27 protein-coding genes are annotated in these 25,552 nt (G+C 63.3%); 21 read left to right on the top strand and 6 right to left on the bottom strand.

The window, feature by feature from the left end:
* Positions 1-39: 39 nt before the first annotated feature.
* The 5 genes from nbaC to J2X92_RS00115 all read left to right on the top strand — a co-directional run bounded on the left by nbaC (position 40) and on the right by J2X92_RS00115 (position 4,581).
* On the top strand, positions 40-765 hold the full coding sequence (nbaC, locus tag J2X92_RS00135; protein WP_307572497.1) for a 3-hydroxyanthranilate 3,4-dioxygenase: 726 nt from the start codon (positions 40-42) through the stop codon (positions 763-765).
* Positions 766-787: 22 nt separating this feature from the next.
* A complete protein-coding gene (locus J2X92_RS00130) occupies positions 788-1,852 on the top strand; it encodes a maleylacetate reductase (RefSeq protein WP_307572496.1) in 1,065 nt (354 codons plus the stop codon).
* A 27-nt stretch (positions 1,853-1,879) separates the two neighbouring features.
* The gene (locus J2X92_RS00125) at positions 1,880-2,341 is read left to right on the top strand and encodes an OsmC family protein (protein WP_307572495.1); all 462 of its coding nucleotides are present in this window, start codon (positions 1,880-1,882) and stop codon (positions 2,339-2,341) included.
* A 17-nt stretch (positions 2,342-2,358) separates the two neighbouring features.
* Positions 2,359-3,711 (top strand): amidase, encoded by a 1,353-nt coding sequence (locus J2X92_RS00120; RefSeq protein WP_307572493.1) that lies wholly within the window; start codon positions 2,359-2,361, stop codon positions 3,709-3,711.
* A 102-nt stretch (positions 3,712-3,813) separates the two neighbouring features.
* Entirely contained in the window at positions 3,814-4,581 is a 768-nt protein-coding gene (locus tag J2X92_RS00115) for a pirin family protein (protein ID WP_307572492.1), read from the top strand.
* Positions 4,582-4,771: 190 nt separating this feature from the next.
* On the opposite strand, the gene J2X92_RS00110 is transcribed toward J2X92_RS00115, so the two are convergent.
* A complete protein-coding gene (locus J2X92_RS00110; protein WP_307572491.1) occupies positions 4,772-5,134 on the bottom strand; it encodes a hypothetical protein in 363 nt (120 codons plus the stop codon).
* A gap of 268 nt (positions 5,135-5,402) precedes the next feature.
* Here J2X92_RS00110 and J2X92_RS00105 point away from each other — a divergent pair, with 268 nt between their 5' ends.
* Entirely contained in the window at positions 5,403-5,756 is a 354-nt protein-coding gene (locus tag J2X92_RS00105) for a LysR family transcriptional regulator (RefSeq protein WP_307572490.1), read from the top strand.
* 488 nt (positions 5,757-6,244) lie between these two features.
* On the opposite strand, the gene J2X92_RS00100 is transcribed toward J2X92_RS00105, so the two are convergent.
* From J2X92_RS00100 to J2X92_RS00080, 5 genes are all read right to left on the bottom strand, one after another.
* Entirely contained in the window at positions 6,245-6,787 is a 543-nt protein-coding gene (locus J2X92_RS00100) for an alpha/beta hydrolase-fold protein (RefSeq protein ID WP_307572488.1), read from the bottom strand.
* Positions 6,787-7,104 carry a hypothetical protein gene (locus J2X92_RS00095; RefSeq protein WP_307572486.1) on the bottom strand — a complete coding sequence of 106 codons (318 nt, stop codon included), beginning with the start codon at positions 7,102-7,104 and terminating at the stop codon, positions 6,787-6,789. The genes J2X92_RS00100 and J2X92_RS00095 overlap by 1 nt, the downstream gene beginning before the upstream one ends.
* A 316-nt stretch (positions 7,105-7,420) precedes the next feature.
* Complete coding sequence (locus tag J2X92_RS00090) at positions 7,421-7,927, bottom strand: DUF4902 domain-containing protein (protein ID WP_307572484.1); 507 nt, start codon at positions 7,925-7,927, stop codon at positions 7,421-7,423.
* Between the two features lie 698 nt (positions 7,928-8,625).
* Positions 8,626-8,955 carry an SRPBCC domain-containing protein gene (locus tag J2X92_RS00085; protein WP_307572483.1) on the bottom strand — a complete coding sequence of 110 codons (330 nt, stop codon included), beginning with the start codon at positions 8,953-8,955 and terminating at the stop codon, positions 8,626-8,628.
* Between the two features lie 209 nt (positions 8,956-9,164).
* Positions 9,165-10,088 (bottom strand): LysR family transcriptional regulator, encoded by a 924-nt coding sequence (locus J2X92_RS00080; RefSeq protein ID WP_307572481.1) that lies wholly within the window; start codon positions 10,086-10,088, stop codon positions 9,165-9,167.
* Positions 10,089-10,269: 181 nt separating this feature from the next.
* Between J2X92_RS00080 and J2X92_RS00075 the strand changes: the two genes are divergently transcribed.
* From J2X92_RS00075 to J2X92_RS00005, 15 genes are all read left to right on the top strand, one after another.
* Positions 10,270-11,703 (top strand): NAD(P)-binding domain-containing protein, encoded by a 1,434-nt coding sequence (locus J2X92_RS00075; protein WP_307572480.1) that lies wholly within the window; start codon positions 10,270-10,272, stop codon positions 11,701-11,703.
* Between the two features lie 21 nt (positions 11,704-11,724).
* Positions 11,725-12,726 carry an ABC transporter permease gene (locus tag J2X92_RS00070; protein WP_307572479.1) on the top strand — a complete coding sequence of 334 codons (1,002 nt, stop codon included), beginning with the start codon at positions 11,725-11,727 and terminating at the stop codon, positions 12,724-12,726.
* 38 nt (positions 12,727-12,764) lie between these two features.
* Positions 12,765-13,721: an ABC transporter substrate-binding protein gene (locus J2X92_RS00065; RefSeq protein WP_307572477.1), complete on the top strand. Its 957-nt coding sequence runs from the start codon at positions 12,765-12,767 to the stop codon at positions 13,719-13,721.
* The gene (locus J2X92_RS00060) at positions 13,721-15,256 is read left to right on the top strand and encodes a sugar ABC transporter ATP-binding protein (RefSeq protein ID WP_307572475.1); all 1,536 of its coding nucleotides are present in this window, start codon (positions 13,721-13,723) and stop codon (positions 15,254-15,256) included. The genes J2X92_RS00065 and J2X92_RS00060 overlap by 1 nt, the downstream gene beginning before the upstream one ends.
* 6 nt (positions 15,257-15,262) lie before the next feature.
* Positions 15,263-16,282, top strand: coding sequence for an XdhC family protein (locus J2X92_RS00055; protein ID WP_307572471.1), 1,020 nt, complete (start codon positions 15,263-15,265; stop codon positions 16,280-16,282).
* A 67-nt stretch (positions 16,283-16,349) separates the two neighbouring features.
* Complete coding sequence (locus J2X92_RS00050) at positions 16,350-17,291, top strand: FAD binding domain-containing protein (RefSeq protein WP_307572469.1); 942 nt, start codon at positions 16,350-16,352, stop codon at positions 17,289-17,291.
* A complete protein-coding gene (locus J2X92_RS00045; protein WP_307572468.1) occupies positions 17,284-17,775 on the top strand; it encodes a (2Fe-2S)-binding protein in 492 nt (163 codons plus the stop codon). The genes J2X92_RS00050 and J2X92_RS00045 overlap by 8 nt, the downstream gene beginning before the upstream one ends.
* On the top strand, positions 17,765-18,355 hold the full coding sequence (locus J2X92_RS00040) for a CoxG family protein (protein WP_307572466.1): 591 nt from the start codon (positions 17,765-17,767) through the stop codon (positions 18,353-18,355). The genes J2X92_RS00045 and J2X92_RS00040 overlap by 11 nt, the downstream gene beginning before the upstream one ends.
* Positions 18,352-20,781: a xanthine dehydrogenase family protein molybdopterin-binding subunit gene (locus J2X92_RS00035; RefSeq protein ID WP_307572464.1), complete on the top strand. Its 2,430-nt coding sequence runs from the start codon at positions 18,352-18,354 to the stop codon at positions 20,779-20,781. The genes J2X92_RS00040 and J2X92_RS00035 overlap by 4 nt, the downstream gene beginning before the upstream one ends.
* Positions 20,782-20,810: 29 nt before the next feature.
* On the top strand, positions 20,811-21,233 hold the full coding sequence (locus J2X92_RS00030) for a cupin domain-containing protein (protein WP_306882530.1): 423 nt from the start codon (positions 20,811-20,813) through the stop codon (positions 21,231-21,233).
* A gap of 2 nt (positions 21,234-21,235) precedes the next feature.
* Positions 21,236-22,288: an Ldh family oxidoreductase gene (locus tag J2X92_RS00025; RefSeq protein WP_307572462.1), complete on the top strand. Its 1,053-nt coding sequence runs from the start codon at positions 21,236-21,238 to the stop codon at positions 22,286-22,288.
* A gap of 32 nt (positions 22,289-22,320) precedes the next feature.
* A complete protein-coding gene (locus J2X92_RS00020; protein ID WP_307572460.1) occupies positions 22,321-22,716 on the top strand; it encodes a RidA family protein in 396 nt (131 codons plus the stop codon).
* A 7-nt stretch (positions 22,717-22,723) separates the two neighbouring features.
* Positions 22,724-23,620 (top strand): fumarylacetoacetate hydrolase family protein, encoded by an 897-nt coding sequence (locus J2X92_RS00015; protein ID WP_307572459.1) that lies wholly within the window; start codon positions 22,724-22,726, stop codon positions 23,618-23,620.
* Positions 23,621-23,632: 12 nt separating this feature from the next.
* A complete protein-coding gene (locus tag J2X92_RS00010; RefSeq protein WP_307572458.1) occupies positions 23,633-24,559 on the top strand; it encodes a VOC family protein in 927 nt (308 codons plus the stop codon).
* Positions 24,560-24,563: 4 nt separating this feature from the next.
* The gene (locus J2X92_RS00005; protein WP_307572457.1) at positions 24,564-25,436 is read left to right on the top strand and encodes an amidohydrolase family protein; all 873 of its coding nucleotides are present in this window, start codon (positions 24,564-24,566) and stop codon (positions 25,434-25,436) included.
* The last annotated feature ends 116 nt before the right edge of the window (positions 25,437-25,552 follow it).

The raw sequence follows: 25,552 nt of genomic DNA, 5'->3' as shown, positions 1-25,552 counted from the left end.
AAAAACAGGCCTCCGGCGTTCTGAATATGGAACGGTGCGTTGAAGCCATCAGGCTTTCTTCACGCGCCGCGGATCGCTAACCTTCATGCACCACCATTTGCACATCGCATCGCCACCGGGGAGCTTTTTCCATGGAGGAAGCTGCTTCCGGTTCTATCTTGGAGTATCTCGAATATGTATCCCTCTCCCGGCAACGTCAAACCTGCCTTCAGTCAACAAGCGTGGATCGACCAGCACATGCCCGCCGTGCAAGGGGCGATCGGCAACAAGGAAGTCTTCAAGAATACCGACTTCGTCTATCAGATCATCTGCGGCCCCAATGCGCGCAACGATTTCCACATCGATCCGTGGGACGAAATCTTCTTCCAGCTCAAGGGACACATTTTCGTCAACTACATTGACGAGCACGGCCAGACGCAGGTCCAGCGCATCAACGAGGGCGAGCTCTTCCTGTTGCCCAAGCATGTGCCGCATTCCCCGCGACGCCCGCCGGGCAGCGTCGGTTTGGTCATCGAGCTGCCGCGCAAGCCGGACGAGAAGGATTCCGCCGCCTGGTTCTGCGAGAACTGCGGCAACCTGCTGCACCGGGTCGACTTCTGGTGCGACGACATCGAGAAAGGCATCAAGGAAATCATCTTCGCCTTCAACGACAACCTGGAGCAGCGCACCTGCAAGCACTGCGCATCGGTGCTGCCCGATCCTCGCACCTTCGCGCATTGGGACGAACAAGGCAATCCCCTGCGGGATTGCGACAAGCCGCGTTGACCCGCAGAACGCGATACGAGGTATGAATCCATTCATCTATGGCGCCTTGCCCCTGCGCGTGATCTTCGAGCGCAAGGCCTTATTCAAGGCGGGCGAGGAACTCGAGCGGCTGGGCGCCAGACGCGTCCTGCTCATCAGCACGCCCAGCAAGCACGACGAGGCCGCCACCATCGCCGCAGCGGTGGGCCAGCGCCTGGTGGGGCATTTCGACCAGGAAGCGCCGCACGTGCGGATCGAAATCGCCGAGGTTGTGCGCGGACTCGCCCGCTCCAGCGGCGCGGACAGCATCATCGCGCTGGGCGGTGGCTCGACCATCGGGCTGGCCAAAGCGGTGGCGGTGGACCAGCATTTGCCGATCATCGCGATCCCGACGACATACTCCGGCTCGGAGGTCACGCCGGTCTACGGCATGACAGAGAACGGTGTCAAGCATGGACACCGCGATCCCGCAAGCCTGCCGAAAACGGTGCTCTACGATCCGGAACTCATTGTGTCGATGCCGCCCATGCTGTCGCTCACTAGCGGGATGAATGCCATGGCGCACAGCGTGGAGGCGCTGTACGCGCAGGATGCGAATCCCATCATCTCGCTGATGGCCGAGGAAAGCATCCGGGCACTGGCGCAAAGTCTGCCGGCGGTGGTAGAGCGCCCGGGCAATATCGACGCGCGTCAGGGCTCGTTCTATGGCTCCTGGCTCGCCGGAATGTCGCTCGCCGGGGTCGGCATGTCGCTGCACCACAAGCTGTGCCATACCCTGGGCGGCAGTTTCGGCCTGCCGCACGCCGAAACGCACACGGTCGTGCTGCCCTATGCGGTGGACTACAACGCCGAGGCCGCGCCCCAGGCGATGGCGCGCGTCGCGCGGGCTCTGGGCAGCCAGGAAGGCGCGGCCCGCGGATTGTGGTCCTTGGTCAAGCGACTGGGTGGCCCTACGTCGCTGCAGGAGATCGGCATGCGGCGCGAAGACCTGGACCGAGCCGCCGAACTCGCGATGAAATCGCCGTACTACAGTCCCCGCCCCGTGGAGCAAATCGCCATCCGCGGACTTCTGGAAGATGCCTTCCTGGGCAAACAACCTACAAGCTGAGACCTTCGCATGTTTTCTGAGCAAGAAATGAAAGCCCCCATCGTGCGCCGCAAGTCGGTGCGGGCCCACAGCGAGGCCATCATCCGAACGGTAATCAACGGGGATTTCGGCGAGATGGCCATCGACGAGGCCGCGCCTGCCGGCACCGGCACCGGCCCGTCGCCACTGCAAGCCGTATTGGGCGCACTCTGCGGTTGCCTCGCCATCACCTTTCGCCGCGTCGCCTCCGATCGGGGCTTCGCGTACACGGGCGTCGCGCTGGACGCGGAGTTCGCGATCGACATTCGCGGTCGGCTCGGCGTGCCAGGCGTGCTTCCGTATTTCAACTACGTGGTCGTCACGGCGTCTGTGACGACCGGCGAGCCGGCCGAGGTGCTGGAAGCCGCGGCGCGCGAGACGCTCGTGCGCAGTCCGGTCTACAACCTCCTGAAGGCCACCGCGGCCCGGCTCGACGTGCAGTGGCAAAGCGTTGCCGCGCAGCCAGCCTAGAGGTCGAACGGCGAACCATGCTGGACACCTTGTCAAACACGCGCGCGGCGCTGGCGCGCGGTACGCTGAGCGCCGTGGCGCTGGCACAGCGTATCGAGTCGGCCATCGCGGCACCGCACGGCCAGGGCAGCCGGACCTACATCAGCGTCAACACGCAACTGCGGCACCAGGCCCGGCTATCGGATCTGCGTCGGTCAAGGCGCGAGCCGTCCGGCGTCCTCGAAGGCATCGCCCTGTCGCTGAAGGATGGTTTCGACCAGGCCGGCCAGGTCACGAAGGCAGGCTCACGGGCCCTGGCCTGGGCCATGCCCGCCCACCAGGACGCCACCGTCGTGCAGCGGCTGGCCGCGGCGGGCGCGCTTTTCACGGGCCGCACCAACATGACCGAATTCGCCTTCTCGGCGCTAGGCCTGAATCCGCACTTCGGCACGCCATTGAGTCCCTACGACCGCGAGACGGGCCGCATTCCCGGCGGTTCGTCGGCGGGCGCGGCGGTATCGGTCAGCGATGGCATGGCCGTCGCGGCGATCGGTACCGACACCGGCGGGTCTGTCCGCATCCCTGCCGCTTTCTGCGGCCTGGTCGGCTTCAAGCCGACCGCGAAGCGGATCCCGCACGCGGGCGTCTTTCCGCTGGCGCCGTCGCTGGACTCAGTCGGCAGCATCGCCCGCAGCGTGACATGCTGCGCCACACTGGACAGCGTCATGGCCGGCCATCCGGAGCGCGAACTGGCCGCGGCCGATCTGCGCGGCCTGCGTCTACTACTGCCCGCAAATTTCGTCCTCGACGGCGTGGAATCCGTTGTTGCGCACAGTTTCGAGCGCGTGCTGACTCTGCTTTCGCAGGCGGGCGCCATCATCGTCGAGCGCCCGCTGCCGACGCTGGCCGAAAGCATGGCTTTCGGCGGCATCTATACGCGGGAAGCCTGGCTGCACCACCAACCCGTGCTGGCGGCGCACACCGCCGCTTACGATCCGCGGGTCCGCATACGCGTCGAAGGGGGTGCAGCGATTTCAGAACGTACGCATCTGGATCTGCAACTCGGCCGGGCGAAGTGGGCCGCCCACATCGGCACAGCGATGGCCGACTGCGCAGCACTCATCATGCCCACGACGCCGATGGTCGCGCCGGCCCTCGCGCCGCTGGAGGCGTGCGACGAGCTCTACCATGCGACGAACCTGCGCGCAATGCGCAATGCAAAATTGTTCAATCTGCTCGAAGGCTGCGCCGTCTCGATCCCCTGCCACGTCAGCCACACCGCTCCGGTGGGATTGATGATTGGCGCTGGCGGGATGGCTGACCATCAGGTGCTCTCGATCGCCCTGGCGGTCGAGAGCCTGCTGGCACGCCACCTGTTAGCGATGACCTGACATGCACACCATCACTACGCTCAACGTCGTCCAAGCCTTCGCCAAAGGCCACCCGGCCAACCTCATGAGGCCGCACACGCTGGCCGCGATCGGGAGGGCCCCATGAGCTCGCTCGCATCCACAGTTTCCACCCCTCGACGTGGGGCACCCCTGGTGATCGGCGAGCACTTCTTCGCTTACAGCTTTCGTCCGAACGCCTTCGGTGAACCCATGGGCCCTGTGCTGATGGTCGATCACTTTTGGATGAAGAGGCAGACCTTCGGTCTGCATCGCCACGAAGGCATCTCGGCCATCACCTACGTGTTCGAGGACTCGCAGAGCGCGCACATGAACGAAGACACGATGGGAAACAATTTGCCCATCCGTCCTGGCGACCTGCATTGGATGGTGGCCGGCCGGGGCGCGGAGCACAACGAGAAACCCGAGGTTGACGATACCGTCGTGCACGCGCTGCAAATCTTCGTCGACCTGCCCTCCCTCAAGAAAGAGGTTGAGCCCTACGCGATGCATCTCGATTCCGCTGATGTCCCGCAATACCTCCAAGAGGGCGCGCGCGTGCGCGTGGTTGCAGGCAAATTTCTCGATGTAGTCTCGCCCGTGGCGCTGCCTCAGCCTTTCTCCTTCTTCGATGGTCACATTGCCATGGGCGCATCCATCGTTATCCCGATTCCGCGCGCTTGGGAAGGATGGTTCTACGCTGTCCGCGGTACCATCCAATTCGAGGTCGCGGGGAAAACACTTCCTTTAGCGCAAGGCTTTGCATTAGTTTTACGCAAAGGTTCCGAAGCATGGTCGGCCCGCGTCACTGCCAAAGAGGATGCACACTTCGTGATGTTAGCCGGTCCAAGATCGGGCGAAGCGCAATTCTGAGGCCGAAGAAATAGCTGCCTGCCGTCAGCAGAAGTCCGTGAGCGTTGCCTTCATTCAGCAGCTTCACCGCTTCCGTTTGAACCCGTCCGTAAACGCTCTTCTCGTCGTTGGCATGTTTGCCTCCTAAACACATCATGTCATTCGATGTGTCCGGGACACCGGGGGAAGTCCATGGCTCACGGTCAGCCGGCTACAGCCCTGGCGCAAGTGCGAAGGTCCGCACATGAATCAATGTGAAATGAGGCATGTGGTTAGGCTGACGCGGCAAGCGCGCAAGACCTACCGTCAGCCGACGCATCTGGATAGCCTCCCCTTTACAGAGGCGGATATGTTTGCAAACTGAACGGCGTCTGGGTGTGATGCCATGCTTGGTGTCCGCTCGTTGCTTGTGCGACCATAGCAATGCACGCATCACCGCAAAGAAGTCCGCGTTCGCAGATGCGCCGGAACTGTCGATCGAAAGGCAGAGCTGCACGCCGAGTTGGTCGAGTTCGGCAAACTGGGTCCGGCCGTTTCTGACGCCTGAATGCGCCATCTCGATGATCGGCGACATACTGAAACTCGACTAGGAATCCTTGGCGGCTGAGCTCAGGGTCGGACATACCTTGAGGATGGACCAGGAGCATGTCCGGTCCGGACAACCCCACCGCGACGACGCCGCTGATCACGGCCGGACCGCCCACATGCATGGTCAGGGGCAGGCCGAGCTTGCGGATTTCCGCCGCCTCGGCAACCAGGACGTCCGTCGGCGTTGACTTCCAGCCGGGGCGCTGCCAATCAGTCCTTAACGCCGCTCCTAAGGTAAGAAGACCGTCGCCCAATTGGACCTGTCCAACGCTGCGGCGAGCCGACATCTTTCCGCTTTGGAGACGCGCTTGGGCGCGCGGCTGGCGGAGCGCAACACCCCCCGGCGCTACCTCACCGACACCGGTCGGGAATTTCTTAGCCGGGCCAAAAACATCCTGGCCGACCTGAAAGATGCCGAGTCTGCAGTCAATGGCAGTCTCTCCGCCCAGGAAGGAGATTCACATCAGACCGACCCTACAAGCGCAGCTGGAGCCCTGCAGAGTCGCTACGTCAGATGGTTCAATGGAAAGGGCATTGTGATCAGAAAGTTTTCCAGGCCTTCGTTCGGACTGTCGGCATATACCCAACCGGCTCCTTGGTCCGCCTGAAGTCGGAACGCCTTGCCGTAGTTGTCGATCAAAACAGTGTCAATCTTCTTTTGCCACGAGTGAAGATCTTCTTTGACCTTCCGACTAGGATGCGCTGCTACCCCCGCATCATTGACTTGGCCGATTCTGCGAGGGGAGACGCTATCGTGGGATTTGAATCACTTGCCGACTGGAAATTCACGGATCTTGATGTATTGGCGGGCCTGAAGCAGCCTTCTTAGCCGTGTGCGGGGCCGCAAAAACAAGTGCGTTTGTCAGGCGGCCTATTTATTTGTCAGGCCCAACAAAAAACGGGTCACAGCTTTCGACTGTAACCCGTTGAACTAAGTAAGCAATTTGGTCGGTGAAAACCGATCTAAGGATGCGGTGAGCGGCGCGAGGGCGTGCCGCACCAAGAAGGGAATCGAACGCATGTCATGGCCGGGTCGAGTGATGGAATGCGCGCAATGCTGGCCATGCGTCGTGTCAAGCCGTTGACAACTTGGACCCTATCTGAAGATCATGGCGATGGCATCCTCGAAGGCTGGAGGATCCGTTTGCACGTGTGCCGTCGAATAGGTGTTCTCCACGAGCGTGAACCCTGTGTAGGCGCGCTTGAGCAGCTTCTGGTAGATGCGGTCGACCGGCGCGTAGTTGCAGGTGGTCGTGGCGTCGCAGCGCGCAAGGATCAACGTCGCCGGCAGCGTCTTGCCTTGCTTCGCGTCGTACATCTTCTGTTCAAGGTCATCGGTCTCACCCTGCTGGAATCCGTAGGAGCCTTCGAAAGAGAGGAAGTAGGAGAAGGTGAGGGCGGGGCTCGCACCCTCCAGAAAGAGCGCGTGACCCGTCATGCTGCCGCTGAGCGACAGCCCGGTGAGCATGCGTTTGCCAGCGTCGGCGCGGTACTTCGATTCGATGAACGGAACCAGCTCAGTCGTCAAGAAGTCGTGGTACGGAACAGCCCCGGGAAAGGTGTAGTCGGTGCTCCGACGTCCAGTGCCGCCAATGCCCACGAGGATCGCTTCGACGCGCCGGCGCACGAGGGTGGCCATCAGATTGTCGAAGCGCCTCCGGGTGGATTGAAGTTGGCGTCGCCGTCCATCGCGTAGATGACCGGGAATGCGGCGGAGCTGCCGTCGTACGAGGGCGGCAGGTAGATGTCGAGCGTGTAGGTTGCGCCGGTTCGGGTTGAACTGATGCTGTCGTGGACGGTGCGGCCGGTCGAGGGTGGTGCAGGCGCGCTCGTTACCGGCAGTATGGGCAAGACGGCGCCACCGCCGCCACCTCCGCCTCCGCAAGCCGACAACGCGACCAGAAGCGCATAGCCCAATGTGGACATGAGCGCGCGAAGATTTCGTCCGAATTGCATGAAACGTCCCGTCTTTTAGCGATGCATCGCGCATCGCTTCAGATCATCGTTGCGGGATAAGTCAGTGGTCAATGCGCGCACGGACGAATCTGGCCGCTCTCAAGCTCTCAAGCTTTCAAGCTCTCCCGCTCTCCCGCTCTCCCGCTCTCCCGCTCTCCCGCTTTCCCGCTTTCCCGCTTTCCCGCTTTCCCGCGCTGTCGCGGTGGGCACACCTGCATCGAGACCGGCCAGCGCTGTCAGAGGCAGGAGCGTCAGGGAGCGCGGCGCTGACCGCGTTGACTGCGGCGATAGCCTTCCGTGGCCGTCCGGCAAGCTTTCAATCGGCCGAGGCCGGATCCAGCGACCGCCGCGAGCGGGCCGATAGCAGGCGCGGCGCGGCGAACGGCGCCGTGACAAGTTGCTGCATGGCGGTGGCGACCTCTTGGGCGGGCCAGCGTTCGTAGCGCTCGCAGACAGCGTTGAAGGCGGGCGCGCTCCAGTCGAATGCGTCGATGAAGGAGGCCAGAACGCCGAGGCTCTGCTCCCACGGCAACGGATCCCGCACGCTGCGCACGATCAGCACGTTGGTGCGCGGCAGCCCCAGACGGACAATCCGTGATGCCGCGGTGCTGACCTTCAGCTGCCAGTCCCAGCCCAGCGTAAGCCTGGCCTCTTGAGGGCTGATCCACTCGGTGTAGCCGGAGAGCGTTGTGCTCGCACCGCAGCGCGACACGCCTGGATCGGCGAGGTCGTCATCGATGCCCGAAATGAGGTGCAGCAGTTCGACGTTGCGCAGACCCTGCAGCCGCAGTCGTAGCAGGCCATCGTTGAACGAATGGTTCATGGGTTGATCCTGTGCCCTATGGCGTTGGGCGCGTTACCGGTCAGCACGCCTTGGCCTCAAGCTTGCATTCCCCAAGCTGTTGAATCAACTGCCACTTTTCATAGGGGTGGCGGTTGTGCGGTGGCTCCCAAACCTGCCGCTTGAGCACAGATTCGTGCGAATCCGATGGGCAAAAAAGGCCAAGGTCAAGAGCCATCTCCGCGGGCGCGGTCACCCATGATGTTCGTCTCCGCCGCGCGCGGGATCGATTGCGCGTGTGGTCGAGCGCGAGAGCATCGCGCAGTCCGCGCTAAGCACCCGCGCCTTCATTGGAGCCGCGGCAACGTGGCGCTCTATGACCTGATGGCCCGGCGGCGCCGGCCTCTCGCTGTCCCAAGCTACTGGACTCGCACAGAGCGACTCGGTCCAGTGCTGCAACACCTCGGACGGCTTCCCGCATTCGCCGTGGGGCCGTAGGAGATATTTGTGGTGGAGGATGCGCACCGCATGGCAGGCATCGGCCGTCCCATGCCGAACCTGTCCGAGGGTGAGAACACGATCATGTGTTGCACGCGCGCGTGTCGACCTTCCTATCCGTGCAGTGTTGGGGCCAACCCAAGCCCGGCCCTCTGGTGATCAAATGCAGCGACGCCCACTCGAGTGAGGCCTACCGCATTGAGCAAGTGGCGCGGCGTGTCCTGGTCGATGCTGAAATAAGATCACCGTGAGGCATGTTCCGCGCCCACGCCACGAGCGGCAAGGAGTTCATCCAGCTGCCGGAACGTCTCGGGCATCGCCTCGTCCATTCCCTCGATGGCCCTGTCAAGCGCTTGCTTCGAAGGATAGAGCTCGCTCATCACCAGCAGCGTCTTGCCGTCCTTCTCCTCGAAAGTGACCGTCGTGATGGCGCCGTCGTCGCTTTCCTCGTTGGTCCAGACGAGGCGGCCATGCGGCACCACTTCGAGGTACTTGCCGAAAAACACCATGGGCGTCGCGGCCTTCGGGTGAGCGAATTCCAGGCGGTAGCTGCCGCCCACGCGCACGCCCATTCGCGCAGCGTGGCTGCGGCATATGCATGCGACGCGCACTGTGCGCGCTTTTTATGTTCCATGTCCTGCATGCTCTCTGGCGCACGCGAGAGCGGGCCGCGGCTCTGCGATCTGGGAAGCGTCCTCCACTGACGAGTGGCAACGAACACGCGCCGCGCATGTTGAATAGACAATGGGCTGTCGGCGTCATCGAAACAACAGCGTAGCCCTCAGAACTCGTACCGCCCAAGTCGCGTGTCCTCTCGGATGGCGCGTTCCACCATATCCAGCAAAACCTGCGCGCTTTTAGGCAGGGTGCGTCCGATTCGCGTCATGGCATGCACGCTGAACGAGCTCAGCACTGCGTTCTCGATCGGGAGCGCGATCAAGTCCTCGGTATGCGGCTCGTGGCTGAGGAAAATGTTGGTCAGCAATCCGACCCCGATGCCAGAGCGGATGCAGCTGATCAGCATGTGGATGCTGGACACCGTCATGACAGGGTCAAGTTCGAGACCCTCATGCACAGCAATCTCTTCCAACAGTTGGCGCGACCGGAAGTTGCCGGTGGGCAGCACAAGAGGAACACTGAGCAGGTCCTTCATCGTCACGGATGTTCGAGCGGCCAGCGGGTGGGTCTTGAGCATGACGACGCGCAAGGGCTGGGAGAAGTGGAACCTGTCCCTCAGTTGTGGGTCGGGCGGGGGATTCAGCAGCAAGCCAAAATGCACTTCATCCTGGCTGATTAGCGACATCACTTGCTGAGTGGCGACTTCCATCACATGGATGCGTATCCCCGGCCAGTCTCTGCGGTACAGATCGATAACGCGCGCCAGCAATGAGTTGACGAGGGCCTGGCCCACGGCGACGCGCACATGGCCGGTGCGCATGCCGCGCACATCGTCCAGTGCCGTCATCAGGCTCTCGTACCTGCCGTTGCGCTCACGGTAGTAATCGACCAGCAGCCGACCGGCCTCGGTCAGCTTCACTGTGTGCCTGCCTTTCTCCACCAGCGACACGCCGAGTTCACGCTCGAGTCCGGCGATCTGCCGGCTTACCGATGACGGGGCAACATTGAAGTGCTCGCTCGCTGCACGCATCGTGCCACGCCGCTCCGCTTCGTAAAGGTATCTCAGGCGGCTGTCATTGACTTCCATAGCGGGTGCCGTGCTCTCTTTTCTCTTAAGACGCATGCATGCATGCAGGAATCATTCCTTGGTCGCGATCGATTCGTTTGTTGCGTCCAGCGCATCCGATGCGTCGTCGCCGGTCATTGTTCCTGCCGACGCGCTAACTGAACATAGGCGGGTTCCCCAATAGGGAAAGGAAAAATTGGTGATGTCTCTGGACCAACTTGAAAAGCGCATTGAGTCTGAACTGGCCTACATCGACTTTCCGCTGCGGTCGTGGATGCCCCCGCCGACGGTGGACGGGGCCTACGACGTGGTCATCATCGGTGCTGGCCAGAGCGGGTTGGCCACCGCGCACGGACTGATGCGCGAGCATGTCCGCAACATTCTCGTGCTGGACCGGGCCAACGAGGGCTCTGAAGGGGTGTGGCCGCATTTTGCGCGCATGCACACGCTTAGGACCCACAAAAAGGCGAGCGGCCTTGACTTCGGCAATCCGCTACTCACGCCGCAGGCCTGGTACACCGCCCGGTACGGGGAGTCCGCCTGGGAACAACTGGAGAAGATCCCCACCGAGGTGTGGCACGCCTATCTGCAATGGTACCGGCGCGTGCTAAAGCTGCCCGTTCGCAATGGCGCCGAAGTGCTGCGCATCATGCCCGAGGGTGAGCACCTGCGGCTGGCGCTGGCCGGAGGCAGCGCGCTGCTGGCGCGCAAGGTCGTGCTGGCTACGGGGCTGGTCGGCGGCGGCAGCTGGTACTTGCCGGAGATCGCGAAGGGACTGCCACGTGACCGCTATGCGCACACTGAGAATGAAATCGACTTTCATGGGCTGGCCGGGGCGCGCATCGGCGTGCTGGGCGGTGGTGCGTCAGCTTTCGACAACGCGGCCACTGCGCTCGAGCATGGTGCCCGTTCGGTGGACCTCTGCATTCGCCTGCCGGCGCTGCCACGCGTGAATCCGAATAAATGGATGGAAAGTCACGGCTTCCTCGGGCACTACTACACGCTGAGCGATGCAGCCCGCTGGACATTCACGCGCCAGGTGGCCTCGATGAACCAACCGCCGCCACAGGAGACTCTGTGGCGTTGTACGAAGCATGCGAACTTCACTCTGCACACCGGGACGGCGTGGCACTCGGTCGAACTCGATTCGGAGGGCATGCATGTGCAGACGCCCCAAGGGACCATGATCTTCGACTTCCTGATCTTCGGCACCGGCCTTGTGCAGGACCTGCAAAAGCGCCCCGAACTGGCGGGGCTGGCCGCGGACATTGCGACGTGGGCCGACCGCTACGTGCCAGTCGCGGGCGAGGAGGACGACGCATTGGCGCGCTCACCCTATCTTGGCGCGCACTACGAATTCATGGAGCGACATCCAGGATCCGCCCCCCACCTGCGGAACATCCATGCGTTCAACTTTGGTGCCACGCTCAGCCAAGGGCTGTCGGCGGCGTCGATCTCGGGGATGAAGTTCGGACTGCGCCGGTTGGTCACCGGTCTCGTCGGTGACCTCTTCATGCAGGACGCTGAGTGGCACCTCCAGTCGCTGCGCGCTTATGCCCTGCCCGAGATCGAAAGCTACCGACCCGGCCTGCCAATCGACGAGTGGGAGCACTCCGGTGTTCCCGCGTTGTCCTGAGCCACTCGGAGTCTTCCCAGCATGAACCAGCCACACACCGCCGCAGCCTTGACGACGACACCATCGGCAACGCCATCTGCTCCGCCGCCACGTGCTACATCGGCCCGCTCGTGGGATCACTTCATCCTGCCTGTCGTCTTCCTGGTCTTGATGCTGGGATTCTTCAGCATTGACCAGAAGTTCCTCTCGCAGACCAATGTGCAGAACGTCCTCACCCAGGTCTCGATCCTGGCGGTGGTGACGATCGGTGCGAGTGTCGTCATCTTCTCCGGCGGCTTCGACCTCTCGGCTGGCGCGGTGGTTGCGCTGTCCGGCGTTGCGGCGGCGCTGGCCGTGGAGCACACCGGCTCCGTCGGACTCGGGGTGCTGACGGGACTGACGGTGGGCACGGCCGTGGGGGTGATCAATGGCGCGCTGGTCGGATACCTCAACGTCTCGCCCCTGATCGTGACGTTGGGCGCGCTGAACGTCTGCCGTGGGCTCGCACTGGTACTCGCCACCGACGGCCCGATCTACAGTTTCCCTGGATGGTTCACGGACCTGGGCGCCAGCAACCTATTGGGAATCCCGGCGCTCGCCTGGGTGGCGATCGTGGTCTTTGCACTCGTGGGATTTCTGTTGCGCCACACGGTGTTCGGCCTCTATGTCTATGCCACAGGCGGGAACGCTACAGCCACGGGCTTGTCGGGCATCTCCGTGGCCAAAGTGAAGATGGCCGCCTTTGCCATCTCGGGCGCTGCCTGCGGCATTGCCGGCGTGATGCTATGCAGCCGCACCGGTGGCGGGGAGCCGAGTTCCGGAATGCTTTATGAGCTGGAGGCCATTGCGGCGGTGGTGTTGGGCGGTGCCGCGCTCAGCGGCGGCGAAGGCAAGCTGTGGCGTTCCGTGCTCGCGATCCTGCTGCTGGCAGTGCTCGCCAATGGCCTGAACATCGTAGGCGTCCACCCGCACTGGAAAGGCGTCGTCATCGGCGTGATCCTTACCGCTGCCGCTGCGCTGGACGCCTATCGCAAGTTTCGTTGATCTTTCATCCCTGGTTCTCCTGTACGAAAGGAACTCCCATGTTGAAGACGGTTCTCGCGGCGCTGTCCGCTTCCCTGCTGGTCCTCGCAGTCCCGGTCTCCGCACAGACCAAGCCCTTGCGCGTCGGCATTTCCAGCCCTGAATCCAACAATCCCTTCCACGTTGCGCTGGCGCGCTCTATTGCGGCTACTCTGAAAGAGCGCGACATTGAGCCGCTGCTGCTGTCCGCCAATGCGGACGTGGCCGCGCAGGTGAACAACATCGGTGACCTGGTCGCGGCCAAGGTCGACGCAATTCTGGTGGCGCCACTTGACGAGGAAGGCGCGGTGCAAGCCGTGCAGCGCGCGAAGGCCGCGGGCATTCCGATTTTCATGTACGCCCGCGCGCTGGACCAGAAGTATTCGGATCTTTGGCTGAGCTTCGTGGGCATGGACGCGGTCGCCGTCGGCACTGCCAAGGGGCAGTGGCTTGTTGCGAATGCGAGTCCCGGAAAGGTCGCGATGCTCACCGGCCCGGCAGGTGCTGCGCCGATGCTGGAGCAGGAGCGCGGCTTCCGCAAGGTCATCGAATCGAAGGGCTTCAAGGTGGTGTTCGCACAACCGTCGCAGCAGACTCGAGAGCGCGGCATCAAGCTGGCCGAGGACGCACTGGTGGCGCACCGCGACCTCGTCGCGATCTACGCTTCCAACGATGATCTGGCGCTCGGCGCTGCACAGGCCGTCAAGTCGGCCGGGCTCAAGGGCAAGGTGCTGACAATGGGCCTGAATGGCTCTCCGACGGCACTGGCCGCGGTGCACTCGGGCGACATGGCAGCCACCGTGCTGCTGGATCCGGTTGCGTGGGGCAAGACCGCGGCCAACACCGTGGCTGACTACCTGCAGAACAAACAGACGCCGCCGCGCTTCATCCCGATGCAGCACCGCATGGTGGGCCAGAGCGAAGCGTTCGACCTGATCCCGCCGGCGCTGCGGGAGAAGCTGGGTGTCAAGCAGTGATGGCCGACGCGGTGCCTGAAGTGGTCCGCCTGGACAAGATCAGTGTCCGCTTCGGATCCTTCACGGCCCTGGATCAGGTCAGCCTGAGCGTACGAGCAGGGGAGGTGCATGCCCTGGTCGGCGAAAACGGCGCAGGGAAGTCCACCCTGATGAAGGTTCTCGCGGGAATGATCAAGCCGGCGGCAGGACAGGTGCTCGTGCAAGGCCCCGAGGGACTGCGTGCCGGAGCTGATCTGCGCGATACGGTGGCGATGGTGCACCAGCATTTTCAGCTGGTCGATTCGCTGACGGTCGCCGAAAATCTGTTCCTCGTGGAGGCAAAGCGTGCCCGTGCCTGGCTGCTCAAGCGGCAGGCCATTCGCGCGCGCGCCACGCAATTGCTCAAGCGTTTCGGCCTTGGCGCTTTGGCGGATGCCAAGGTCGCCGCGCTGTCGACGGCCGAGCGCCAACTGGTCGAGATCACGAAAGCCACTTCGCGCGAAGCGCCCGTCCTGGTGCTCGACGAGCCTACCGCGTCGCTAGGCGAACTGGAGGCCGACCAGCTGTTTGCGCTGGTACGCCGACTCAAGGATGCCGGTACTGCCGTGATCCTGATCGCCCACAGCCTGGAGGAGGTGCTGTCGGTGGCCGACCGGATCAGTGTGCTGCGCGGTGGACGCCTGATTGCCACGGTGGAACGCGAACGTGTCGACCGCGGTCAACTGGTCGAACTCATCATCGGCCGCGTCCTGAGCGAGACCTATCCGAAAGAGCGGCCTGCGGCGGCCGCCATACGTCTTCGCGCCGATGACCTGCTGGCCGATGGGAAAGGCCCTGGGGTCGCCCTGGAACTGCGCGCCCATGGCGTCACGGGCGTCCCGACCTATGTCGGCGCGGACACCGATAACCTGCTGGACCGGTTGATCGGCGTATGCCCGGCGCCGGGCAAGCTGACCGTGAATGGCATCGTCCAGCACGGGGCAGGGGTCAGATGTCGCGTGGCTGCAGGTATCGCACTCGTGCCGGGTGACGCCCTGAAGGAAGGCGTGGTGCCGCAGCTGAGCATCTCCGACAACATCCTGCTTCCGAACGCGCGGCGCCTGTCTCGCTTTGGCATCATCGACCGTCGCGCCGTGCGTCGCGTCGTGGACGAGGTCGTTGCACAGCTGGGCATACGCGCATCGTCGCCCCAGGCCCTTGCCGGTGAGTTGTCAGGTGGCAACCGTCAAAAAGTGGTGCTGGCCAAGTGGCTGGTGTCCGGCGCGACCGTTCTACTGATGAACGATCCCACCAAGGCGGTGGACGTGGGCGCGCGCCTGGACATTTACCGGTTGATCGACCGCGCCGCCGCCGATGGTGCCGCGATATTGCTGGTGTCGTCCGACGTGGACGAGCTCATCGGCATGTGCGACGTGGTGCAGGTGCTGCACCAATCGCAAGTGGTGGCGGAGCATCATCGTCCGATCGACAAGGAAGCCTTGCTCGGTGACGTGGTGGGTAGCAGATCCTCGCGTGCGGCGCGGCCCGCGCATGCCGCGTCCAGCACGCCGGGGTGATCGAGCATGCACGAGACCGATCTTGAGGTACTGCGCACCCTGCACGCATGGCGTGTCGCGGACAAACCGGCGCTCCTGGCGACGATGATGCGTACATGGGGCCGCGACGCCAAGCAGCCGATCTCGTTGCTGGCGATGTCGGCCTCGGGAGAGACCGTGGGGTCGGGCCTGAATGGCATCCAGGACGAACTTCTGAAACACGTTCGGCGCAGCGACCTGCTGTCGCGCAGCAGCCCGCCACAGCTGCGTCGCCACGAGATCGACAGCGAGCAGGCGCAGAGCTTCGGCTGGCCTCGCGGCGGCATCCTGGAAGTGCTTTTGGAGTTTTCGCCATCTGCCGCGTCACTTGGCGAGATGCTCGGCTTGATCGACGCAGGTTTCCGCGTGCGCCGCAACATCTCCATCGCCGACGGCACCGTGGAGTTGTCGCTCGAGGACTATCTCCCGGTCCTTGCGCAGCCATTGCGCATCACCGTCGGTTTCGGCCCCGCGTTCAGATTGCTGTTGATCGGTGGCGGCGCGTTGTCGGCCGATGTGGCCCATCTTGCGTTGAGGTGCGGTTTCAAGGTAACGGTCTGCGATGAAGATCCGCATCACGGACCTGCGGTTGGTGTCGACTGGATGCGCAACGCTCCGGATGAGGCGGTGCGCCGCTTCATGCCCGATTGCAACAGCGCTGTGGTCGCGATGGCGCTCGATGCGCCACGACTCGATGCCGCGCTGCTGGAGGCTCTAAACACGGACGCGATGTACATCGGTTCCATCGGGTCCCACCGTAGCGCAGAGTCATTGCGTACGAGGCTGGAAGCGTCCGTGCATTTGGCGCCGGAGGTGCTAAATCGTCTAAGAAGTCCCATCGGGCTCTACCTCGACAGCCTGAGTCCGGCCGAGATCGCGCTCAGTGTCATGACTGAGCTTGTTGCAACGAAGAACGGTGTCGCGTCGTCATTCGGCGGGACTTCCATCGGCCCCGAGGCGAGCAGCCGCCATGTCGGCGGCATGCTGACGGACGCCCCCGATTTCTGATCCAACCCCCAACGCTTGGCGGGATTGCGCTCTGCGCAACAAGCTGGACCGGAGCCCTCATTGATCGTTGCACAGGCGCGGCCGACACTGCCTTCATCCAAGGAGAATCATCATCTATCCGGCTCCCTTTGCATTCCATCGCGCGGACAGCCTGGCAGACGCCACACGGCTGCTCGCGCGCCTCGGCCCCGACGCCAAAGTGATCGCCGGCGGCCAGACTCTGATTCCGATGATGAAGTTGCGCCTGCTCAAGCCGCTGCAACTCGTCGACATCGGGAGGGTCGCCGCCGCACAAGGTCTGCAGCTCTCGGCCAACACCTTGGAGATCGGCGCGTTGACCACCCACCAGGCGGTCGCGAAGTCCGACGAGGCCAGGACCTTTGCTGTGCTGAAGGATTGCGCGGGAGGCATTGCGGACGCACAGGTGCGCTCGCTCGGCACAATCGCCGGTTCGCTCGCGGAGGCAGATCCCTGCAGTTGCTGGCCCACGCTGCTGATCGCGCTGGATGCGCGGGTGCGTTGCATCTCTCCCGAAGGCGAGCGTGTGCAGAGTGTGCGGGAACTGCTGAAGGATGCCTACAGCCCGGCGCTGGGCGCGGCAGAGCTGATCGCAGCGGTGCTCATTGACCTGGTTGCACTGCGCGGCGCCGGTGCCTTTGTGGCATTCAAACGGGCTGCAGCTGCCTATCCCACCGCCAGCTGCGCGTTGATGTTCCGAATGCAAGGTGACCGCATCGCGCATGCCAGCCTGGCACTGGGATGCGTGGGCATGACACCGATCGCGGTGGACATCCCGTCCCATGTCGTCGGCGCTCTTCTCACAGACGACGTGATGCTCCGGCTGGAAGATGCGGCCGAGCAGGCGGCAGAGCCGCTGGCCGACAACAAGGGCTCCGAAGCCTACAAGCGCAGTCTCGTGCGCGGCCTGGTACGCCGCGCGTTCCGCATCGCCACTGAGCGCGCCAGCGGCGCGGCGGTGACACAACCCACGCACACCTACTATGGCTGAACGCCAATTCGTCTCGATCAACGTCAACGGCAGCGTGCAGCGCCGCCAGATCGAACCACGCCAGCTGCTCGTGCACTTTCTGCGCACTGAGTGCGGGCTGACCGGCACGCACGTGGGATGCGACACCGCCTACTGCGGCGCTTGTACCGTGCACCTGGATGGTGATCCTGTGAAGTCGTGCAACGTCATCGCCGTGCAGGCCGACTTGCGCAGCGTGCGCACCGTCGAGGGGCTGGAACACGACGGTCATCTGCACGCGCTCCAGGAAGCCTTCTCCGAGCACCACGCGTTGCAGTGCGGCTTCTGTACGCCGGGCATGTTGATGGCTGCCTGCGCCCTCTTGGAGAGCGGCAGCGAGATCGACGAGGCATCGGTGCGCAAGGCCCTGAGCGGCAACGTCTGCCGTTGCACCGGCTATCAGAACATCGTGACGGCCGTGCTTGCCGCCGCGCAACAGGTCAAGGAAACACACAGTGAAAATTGAGCTCGCGGGAACTTTCGATGTCACCGCACCGGTCTCGGAGGCCTATGGCTTTCTCACCGATCCCTCGCGTTTCGCCCCCCTTCTGCCGATGTTCAAGGAGTTGAGCGGGGTTGAGGACGACCGCTTCCGCGTGGTACTGGACGTGGGCATGCCTCAGATCCGCGGCAAAGCAGAAGCCAATGTGGTGTTCGTCGAGCGCCATTTCGACCAGCGCGCGGTGATGCGCAGCACGATGCGGCATGCGCTGGGCATGGCCGACTCCGACATGAGCTTCGACCTTGTGCCCGAGGGCGCCGGAACGCGGGTGAGCTGGCGCTGCAGCAGCACGGTTCGCGGGACGCTGGCATCGCTGGCCAGCGGGATTCTGGCGCCGCTCGCGCGCCGCAACGTCGACGCGATGATCGCAAGCGTCCAGGAAGAACTTGGCGCGGTACACAGCGAGGCGGGCGCGGTTCCGCTAACACCCGCCGCAGGCGCGTCTGCAGCGCCGCCGTCATCCCGGCCGGACCTGTCGGTGGGCTGGTGGGCGCGCCTGAGCGCCTGGTTCGCACGGGCTTTCGGCGCAGGAGGCCGCGCATGACCGGCGGCAAGCGACGGGAAGACTCGCGCCTGGTGCGTGGCCACGGCCACTTCGTGGACGATGACCAGAGCGATCGCCATCTGCACGTCCGCCTGGTTCGCTCACCCTATGCGCACGCACGCGTCCTGGGAATCGATTCCGCTGAAGCCTCAGCGGTAGAAGGCGTCGTGCGCGTGCTGACGGGGGCAGATGTGCTGCGCATGACGCAACCGTTCCCCCAAATGGCACCGGAGCCAGGCGCGCTGATACAGGACTATTGCATGGCTGTGGACGTTGCGCGATTCCAGGGTGAGCCTGTCGCGGCGGTCGTCGCAGTCACGCCGGAGATCGCCGAGGATGCGGCCGAACTGGTGCGCGTCGACTACGAACCTCTGGACGCAGTGATCGACGCCGTCGAATCCCTGAAGGATTTGACGGTGCTGCACGCGGCGGCGGGGACCAACCGCGTCTATGGTGATGTTTTCGAGTGGGGTGAGGTGGATGCGGCCTTCGCGGCGTCCGATGTGACAGTGTCGATCGATCGGCTGCACTTTCACCGCTTCTCCAGCACTCCGCTGGAACCGTTTGCCACCCTGGTCACGTGGAATGCTGACGGCGGGTTGGACATCTTCTGCAACATCAGCCAGCCTGGCGTGGCGATGAAATTCATTGCGCCGCCGCTCGGCATCTCTGCCGAAGACGTACGGCTGCGCACCGCGGACATCGGTGGTGGCTTCGGCATCAAGCAAAACCTGTATCCGTACATCCTGATCTGCGCGCTTGCGTCCAAGCTGTGCGGCCACCGTCCCGTCAAGTGGATTGAGCAGCGGCGGGAGCATCTGCAAGGCAGTGCGCACGGCAATGAGCGTACCTTCCTCGATACCGAGGTGGCACTGACGCGCGACGGCGAGATCCTCGCCATCCGGTCTCGCCATGTGGACGATTGCGGTGCCTACCCCCGCTACGAGCCGCTGGGCTGCGTGATTTGGGCGCAGGTCGTGCCAGGCCCGTATCGGCTGCGCAACATCCGCATCGACATGCAGCAGGCGGTCACGAACAAGTGCCCAGTCGGTCCGAACCGCGGGTTCTCGCGCATGCAGCACATCTGGTTCCTGGAGCGCGTGATCGACCTGTGCGGACACAAGCTGGGGATTGCCGCAGACGTGATTCGCCAGAGGAACTACGTGCCATCGTTTCCCTGGACCACGCCCAACGGTTGTGTCTACGATTCGGGCGACTACCCACAGATGATGCAGATGGCCAAGGATCTGGTCGACTGGTCGCACTGGCAGGCGGAGCTCCCTCGTCGCAGACGCGCTGGCCGGCTGATCGGCATCGGCATCGGGACCACCCTGGACTCAGGCACAAATAACTTCGGCCAGTCCCGCATCGTCAATCCCAAGTCGCCGCTGACCGGCAACTCCGAAGTGGCCAATGCCAGGCTGGGCGTGGACGGCCGCGTGGTGGTCGCTGTCGGCTCCGTGCCGCAGGGCCAGGGGCACGAGACGGTCGCCGCCCAGGTCGCCGCCGAGCAACTGCAGGTGTCGAGCCACTTCGTGATCATCCAGCCCGGTTTCGACACGCAGAGAAACACACATACCTCCCATTCGGGTACCTACGCCAGCCAGTTTGCGGTCACGAGCCTGGGTGCCATCCACGGGGCAATCGGACAGCTGATGGGCGAGATGCGTCGCGTTGCGGTGCAGTTGCTTGGGCTGCCGGGCGACGAACTGTCCTTCGGCGAGCGGGATGGCGTTGCTGTGATCTCTCACCTGGTCTCCGATCGTTTCGTGTCATTCGCGGCCATCGCCATGCGCGTCAATACACAGACCGCGGATCTGCCCAAAGAGATCGAGGACATCACGCTGAATGTCCGCCACGTCTACCGTCCGCCATTCGAGGTGCCGGACCTGCAGCGCAAGTACGGCAACCTGACGTTGACGTACGCCGCGCAGTGCCATATCGCGGTGGTCGAGATCGATCCTGACACCTGCAACATCAGCATCCTCGCGTACGCCGCGGTGGACGACTGCGGCAAGGTGATCAACCACTCGATCGTTACCGGCCAGGTCCACGGCGCAGCAGCGCACGGCATCGGCGCAGCGCTGATGGAGTCCTTCAGGTATGACGAGTTCGGCAATCTGATGACCTCGACCTTCAGCGACTACTGCCCGATCACAGTGATGAACATGCCGCGACTGGCCTACGGCAATCTGGAGAGCCCCTCTCCCTTCACATTCAATGGTGCGAAAGGCATGGGCGAGGGCGGTGGCGGTCCGCTGCATACGCTCTCCGCCGCGTTGCAGGATGCGCTGGCCGAAAGAGGAGTGGTCATTGCCGAGTCGCACGTGAGTCCATCCGATGTGCACGCCCTGCTGCACGGTCTGCAGGATGGCCTCACGACAGTCCATTGCAACGTTCGAATCCCGACGGAAACGGTCGCCTAACCCATCAACCCTCCACACAAGGAACCTGGATGTCCACCACCCCTGCCTCTGTTTCGATCCATGTCCCGGGTGCTCCAGCGCTCGAGGAGCTTCTTATTGCGACCGACAGCATGTCATGGCGCGAGAAATCCCTGGCCGGCGTCGCCGAAAAGATGCTGTGGCGAGATGAGGCCAGTGGCGCGTCTATTGCGCTCATTCGCTTTTCCAAGGGGGCCAGCATCCCCAAGCCTCACAGCCACGCGTCGAACCAGTTCATGTTCTGCCTGAGCGGTAAATATGAGTACACGATGACTGGCGTGACGCTGCTGCCGGGCTCGTTCTACTGCAATCCCAAGGGCAACGTGCACGGGCCTACGCTGGCGCACGAGGAGACGGTCGTGGTGGAGATCTATGACGGCCCGCATTACCCGCAGACACCGGACTGGTACACCGACGAGAAAGACGCGCACTGATCATGAGCGACAACCAAGTGTCCGTTCCGGCATCCGCGTTGATGAAGACTGTGGAGCAGATCTTCGTGGTTAACGGCGCCGCGCCGTCTGTGGCCGCAGGCATTGCCGACAGCCTCGTCAATGCTGACCTGGAGGGCGTAACGTCACATGGGGTCATGCTTGTTCCGATGTACGTTGAACGGGTGCGGGCTGGCAGCGTCTCGCTGAGCGCCGAGCCCATCGTCGTGGAGGATTACGGGGGCCTGGTCGTCATGAGCGCGGAGCACACGCTCGGCCAGGTGTCCGCCCGGGTCGCCGTCGAGCTCGCTTCGGCCCGTGCGCGCGAGCACGGCGTGGCAGTGGTCGCTGTGCGCCATGCCTTCCACTTTGGCGCTGCGGCGTACTGGGTGCGACAGTTCGCCGAGGCGGGCATGGTGGGTTTTGCGTTGTCGAACACGCGCCCGCTGATGCCTGCACCGGGCGGCGCCGAGCGTGTGGTGGGCAACAACCCGATGGCCATCGGCTTTCCTTCCCGCGTCGGAGAGCCGTTGGTGGTCGACATGGCGATGAGCGCCACGGCGATGGGAAAGATTCGACTCGCCGAAGCCAAGGGAGATGCCATCCCGGCGGGCTGGGCGACCAACGCGGAAGGAGCGCCCACGACGTCGGCAACGGACGCGATTGCAGGCATGTTGCTGCCGGCAGCGGGACCGAAAGGCTTCGGTCTGGCGGTCGCGGTCGACCTGTTGTGCGGCGCGCTGTCCGGAGGCTCCGTCGGCGCTGAAGTGCAACCGCTTTACGGCCGCCCTGAGGTTCCCTACGACTGTGCCCATGCGTTCATCGCGATCGACGCTCGCCGCGTCGGCGCAGGCACGGGAATCGCCACAACTGTCAGCGCGTTCGCCGACGCCATTCGAGACTCACGCAAGGCGCCAGGCATGGACGTCATCTACGCGCCAGGCGATCTGGAACGGGCACGACGAACACAAGGCCAGGCGCATTGCAGCCTGCCGACCTCGCTGGCCGATCAACTGCAGGCGTTGGCAGGGAAAGCCGCCATACCTGCAGACCTCTGAAGCCATCTTGCACACCATCGATTAGGATCAACATGAAACAACAGATCAGCTCTCCCGCGCTGGCACAGCCCAATGGCCACTTCTCGCAGGCCACCGTGGCCGATGCAAAAGGGCGCCTCCTTTTCATCTCGGGCATGACGGCCCGAGCCGCGGACGGCACCATCACCGGCGTCGGCAATATCGAGCTTCAGACCCGTCAGGTTTGCGAGAATCTCAAGGCCGCGTGCGAGGCTGCCGGCGGCAGTCTCAAGGACATCTGCCGAGTGGATGTCTATGTGCGCAACATCGAGCACTTCGACATCATCCACAAAGTGCGGCGCGAGTACTTCGAGAGCCCGGTGCCTGCCTCCACGATGGTCGAGGTCGCCAAGATGGTCAAGCCCGACTACCTGATCGAGATCAGCGCAATCGCTGTGCTCGCAGACTGAGATCGCCGTGAAGTTCGGAACCATTGAATTGGGCGGTCGCGAGCATGTGGCCGTCCTCACGCATGACAACGGAGGAGTCCTCCTGCCATCGGAACTCGGCGACCTGGTGACCATCATCTCGGGTGGGGCCCCAACGCTGGAGGCCGCCAGGCATGCAGTGTCACGCTCGGAGGCCACACCGTTTGCACTGGACAAGGTCCGCGTACTCTCGCCGATCAGGCGTTTCCGGCGAGACGTGCTGTGCACGGGCTGGAACTACTGGGACCATTTTTACGAGAGCGAAGGCAAGCGCGAAGGGCAAGATGTGCCAAAACCGGATGCGCCCACCTTCTTCACGAAGGCCCCCGATGTCGTGATCGGGCCGACCGACGACATCGCCTTCGATGCCGCAGTTTCGGCCAAGTGGGATTACGAGGCTGAGATTGCGCTTGTGATCGGCAAGACAGGCCGCAGCATTCCAAGAGAGCAGGCACTCGAGCACGTGTTCGGCTACTGCCTGGCGAATGACATTTCGCAGCGCGACCTGCAACGGCGCCATGGCGGCCAGTGGTTCAAAGGCAAGAGCATCGATGCGACGATGCCGCTGGGTCCGTGGATCGCACTGCGCGACACGGTCGACCTGTCACAAGTCACTCTCGAACTGGACCTGAACGGCCAGCGCATGCAGCAGGCATCGGTCTCGCAGATGGCATTCGACGTGGCCCAACTTGTGTCGGAGTTGTCGTTCGGAATGACCCTGCACCCGGGTGACGTGCTGCTCACGGGTACGCCGAGCGGGATCGGCAATGCGCGCACGCCGCCTATCTTCCTGCAGGACGGCGACGAGGTCATCGTGCGGGCAAGCGGATTGGGCGAGTTGCGCAACCGCATGCGCCACGTGCCGCTTTCAAGCTACACCCACTGAGGTCACTCTGGTATGGACAAAACACTCCGTGTGCAGCACTTGGCAGGCTTCGGCCTGGAGGTCCCCGACATTCAAGTCGCAGAGGCCTTCTACACTGCCTTTGGCCTGAACGCCGGCACCGAAGACGAGGTCATGCATTTGCGCACCGATGCCGCTCTGAAGAACTCCGCACCGTCCGAGATCGTGGTGGTCAAAGGCGCTGGCCAAAAGCGACTGCAGCATCTCTCCTTTGCGGTGTTGCCCGAGGATATTCCTCGTTTCGAGGAACACCTGCACGGTATGGGCGTGCGAACGGTAACGCCACCGTTCGGCCAGCTGCGACAGGGGCTCTGGTTCCAGGATCCGTGGGGCACGTGGATCAACCTCGTGCCCACAGTTCCCCATGTGCTGGAGCTCTCGGCCGTAACAACAGAGCCGCGGATCGACCGGCATCTCTGGCAGGATCTGCGCCAGCCCGTGCGCCCCGACAAATTGGGCCATCTGCTGATCTTCACGCCGGAGTGGGAACGCTCGGAGCAGTTTTTTGCCCAGGCGTTGGGCTTGCGCGTCTCGGACCGAGCCGTCGGCAAGGTGTCGTTCATGTCGGGCGGCAGCGGAGTGCGCGACCATCATTGCTTCGGGCTGATCAATGGCACGCACCGCGGGCTTCAGCATGGAAGCTTCCATGTGTCTTCAGTGGACCAGGTTGGGCTTGGGGGGCTGCAGATGCACAAAGCCGGCTTCAAGGAAGGCTTCGGCGTTGGCCGACATGCGCTTGCCTCCAACTTTTTCCACTACACGCGCGATCCGTGGGGGACTTGGGTCGAGTACTACGCCGACATGGACAAGATCAGCGAGGCCTGGACGCCAAAGGACTGGAACGACTTGCCGTACATCTGGCCGCAGTGGGCGCCGGAGTTCTGGGGCAAGGAAATGAATGCCAACCACGAGGCGCGGTGAAGCCATGACTGATCTCGTGGACGTGCATGCTCACCTGGCACCGATCAATGCCGCCAGACTCGCGAGCATGCAGGGCGTCGAGTGGCGGCCGGCTGAGAACGTCATGGTGCTCGACGGTCACCGCCTGGGCATGCGCGCTCTTTTTGAGCCGCAGCAATTGGTTCGCTGGATGGATCAACGCGGCGTCGCGCGTGCCTTGGTTTCGATCCCACCGCCGCTGTATCGTCAAGACCTGCCAAGTTCCCAGGCGCTGCCTTGGGTGACCTACCTCGCGGAGGAACTGCTTGCGACGTGCACTGGCAGTGGTGGGCGTCTGGGCGCCTTGTTGCATCTGCCGATGGAGCACCCAGACCTGATAGAAACGATGCTGAACGAGTTCGGCGACGCTGGCTTCGAGGGCATTGCTCTTGCGGCTGGGGGCCACCCGAAGATTGACTACGCCGATGCGTGCTACGAGCTCATGTGGTCGTGGATGGATGCTCGCGGGAGCTTTGTGTTCGTTCATCCAGGTACCTGTCGCGACCCCAGACTGGATCGGTTCTATCTTGAAAATCTGGTCGGAAACCCATACGAAACTGGTGTGGCGGCAGCGATGCTTGTAATGAAGAGCGTACCGTCACGCCATCCGGGGATTCGCTTTTGCCTTGCCCACGCGGGCGGTGTGTTTACCGCTCTTGTGGGTCGCCTCCAGCGCGGATTCGACACGGCGCGCCCAGGCGTTGATCTCAATGCAGAAGCCCCGATGCAGGCGGCTCGGCGCTTTTATGTCGATGGGATCGCCCACCATCCGGCTATGGTTCAGATGGCCAAGGACATCGTCGGGGACGACCATGTCCTGTTTGGATCTGACTGGCCGTTTCCGATGGGTATGACATAGCAAGCCGTGCACAGTTTCTGGGTAAGCGTGGCCTCAGTACCCTCTTGAGTTGACAGAGGCGTCGCGTCACCCTTGCGTCCACTGACATGAGTAGTGGACGCAGCATGGATATCCTG

It is taken from the genome of Variovorax paradoxus, assembly GCF_030811855.1.
GTDB classification, from domain to species: Bacteria; Pseudomonadota; Gammaproteobacteria; order Burkholderiales; family Burkholderiaceae_C; genus Variovorax; species Variovorax paradoxus_L.
This window is presented reverse-complemented; position numbering and strand designations above follow the sequence as displayed.

Bases quoted from the DNA above. Each gene is read 5' to 3' on its own strand.
- J2X92_RS00100 (WP_307572488.1), bottom strand. From the start codon at position 6,787: ATGGCCACCCTCGTGCGCCGGCGCGTCGAAGCGATCCTCGTGGGCATT.
- J2X92_RS00115 (WP_307572492.1), top strand. From the start codon at position 3,814: ATGAGCTCGCTCGCATCCACAGTTTCCACCCCTCGACGTGGGGCACCC.
- J2X92_RS00085 (WP_307572483.1), bottom strand. From the start codon at position 8,955: ATGGGCGTGCGCGTGGGCGGCAGCTACCGCCTGGAATTCGCTCACCCG.
- J2X92_RS00035 (WP_307572464.1), top strand. From the start codon at position 18,352: ATGACCGGCGGCAAGCGACGGGAAGACTCGCGCCTGGTGCGTGGCCAC.
- J2X92_RS00045 (WP_307572468.1), top strand. From the start codon at position 17,284: ATGGCTGAACGCCAATTCGTCTCGATCAACGTCAACGGCAGCGTGCAG.
- J2X92_RS00110 (WP_307572491.1), bottom strand. From the start codon at position 5,134: ATGTCGCCGATCATCGAGATGGCGCATTCAGGCGTCAGAAACGGCCGG.
- J2X92_RS00130 (WP_307572496.1), top strand. From the start codon at position 788: ATGAATCCATTCATCTATGGCGCCTTGCCCCTGCGCGTGATCTTCGAG.
- J2X92_RS00090 (WP_307572484.1), bottom strand. From the start codon at position 7,927: ATGAACCATTCGTTCAACGATGGCCTGCTACGACTGCGGCTGCAGGGT.
- J2X92_RS00010 (WP_307572458.1), top strand. From the start codon at position 23,633: ATGGACAAAACACTCCGTGTGCAGCACTTGGCAGGCTTCGGCCTGGAG.
- J2X92_RS00060 (WP_307572475.1), top strand. From the start codon at position 13,721: ATGGCCGACGCGGTGCCTGAAGTGGTCCGCCTGGACAAGATCAGTGTC.
- J2X92_RS00020 (WP_307572460.1), top strand. From the start codon at position 22,321: ATGAAACAACAGATCAGCTCTCCCGCGCTGGCACAGCCCAATGGCCAC.
- J2X92_RS00125 (WP_307572495.1), top strand. From the start codon at position 1,880: ATGAAAGCCCCCATCGTGCGCCGCAAGTCGGTGCGGGCCCACAGCGAG.
- J2X92_RS00070 (WP_307572479.1), top strand. From the start codon at position 11,725: ATGAACCAGCCACACACCGCCGCAGCCTTGACGACGACACCATCGGCA.
- J2X92_RS00025 (WP_307572462.1), top strand. From the start codon at position 21,236: ATGAGCGACAACCAAGTGTCCGTTCCGGCATCCGCGTTGATGAAGACT.
- J2X92_RS00065 (WP_307572477.1), top strand. From the start codon at position 12,765: ATGTTGAAGACGGTTCTCGCGGCGCTGTCCGCTTCCCTGCTGGTCCTC.
- J2X92_RS00120 (WP_307572493.1), top strand. From the start codon at position 2,359: ATGCTGGACACCTTGTCAAACACGCGCGCGGCGCTGGCGCGCGGTACG.
- J2X92_RS00005 (WP_307572457.1), top strand. From the start codon at position 24,564: ATGACTGATCTCGTGGACGTGCATGCTCACCTGGCACCGATCAATGCC.
- J2X92_RS00080 (WP_307572481.1), bottom strand. From the start codon at position 10,088: ATGGAAGTCAATGACAGCCGCCTGAGATACCTTTACGAAGCGGAGCGG.
- J2X92_RS00075 (WP_307572480.1), top strand. From the start codon at position 10,270: ATGTCTCTGGACCAACTTGAAAAGCGCATTGAGTCTGAACTGGCCTAC.
- J2X92_RS00030 (WP_306882530.1), top strand. From the start codon at position 20,811: ATGTCCACCACCCCTGCCTCTGTTTCGATCCATGTCCCGGGTGCTCCA.
- J2X92_RS00055 (WP_307572471.1), top strand. From the start codon at position 15,263: ATGCACGAGACCGATCTTGAGGTACTGCGCACCCTGCACGCATGGCGT.
- J2X92_RS00095 (WP_307572486.1), bottom strand. From the start codon at position 7,104: ATGCAATTCGGACGAAATCTTCGCGCGCTCATGTCCACATTGGGCTAT.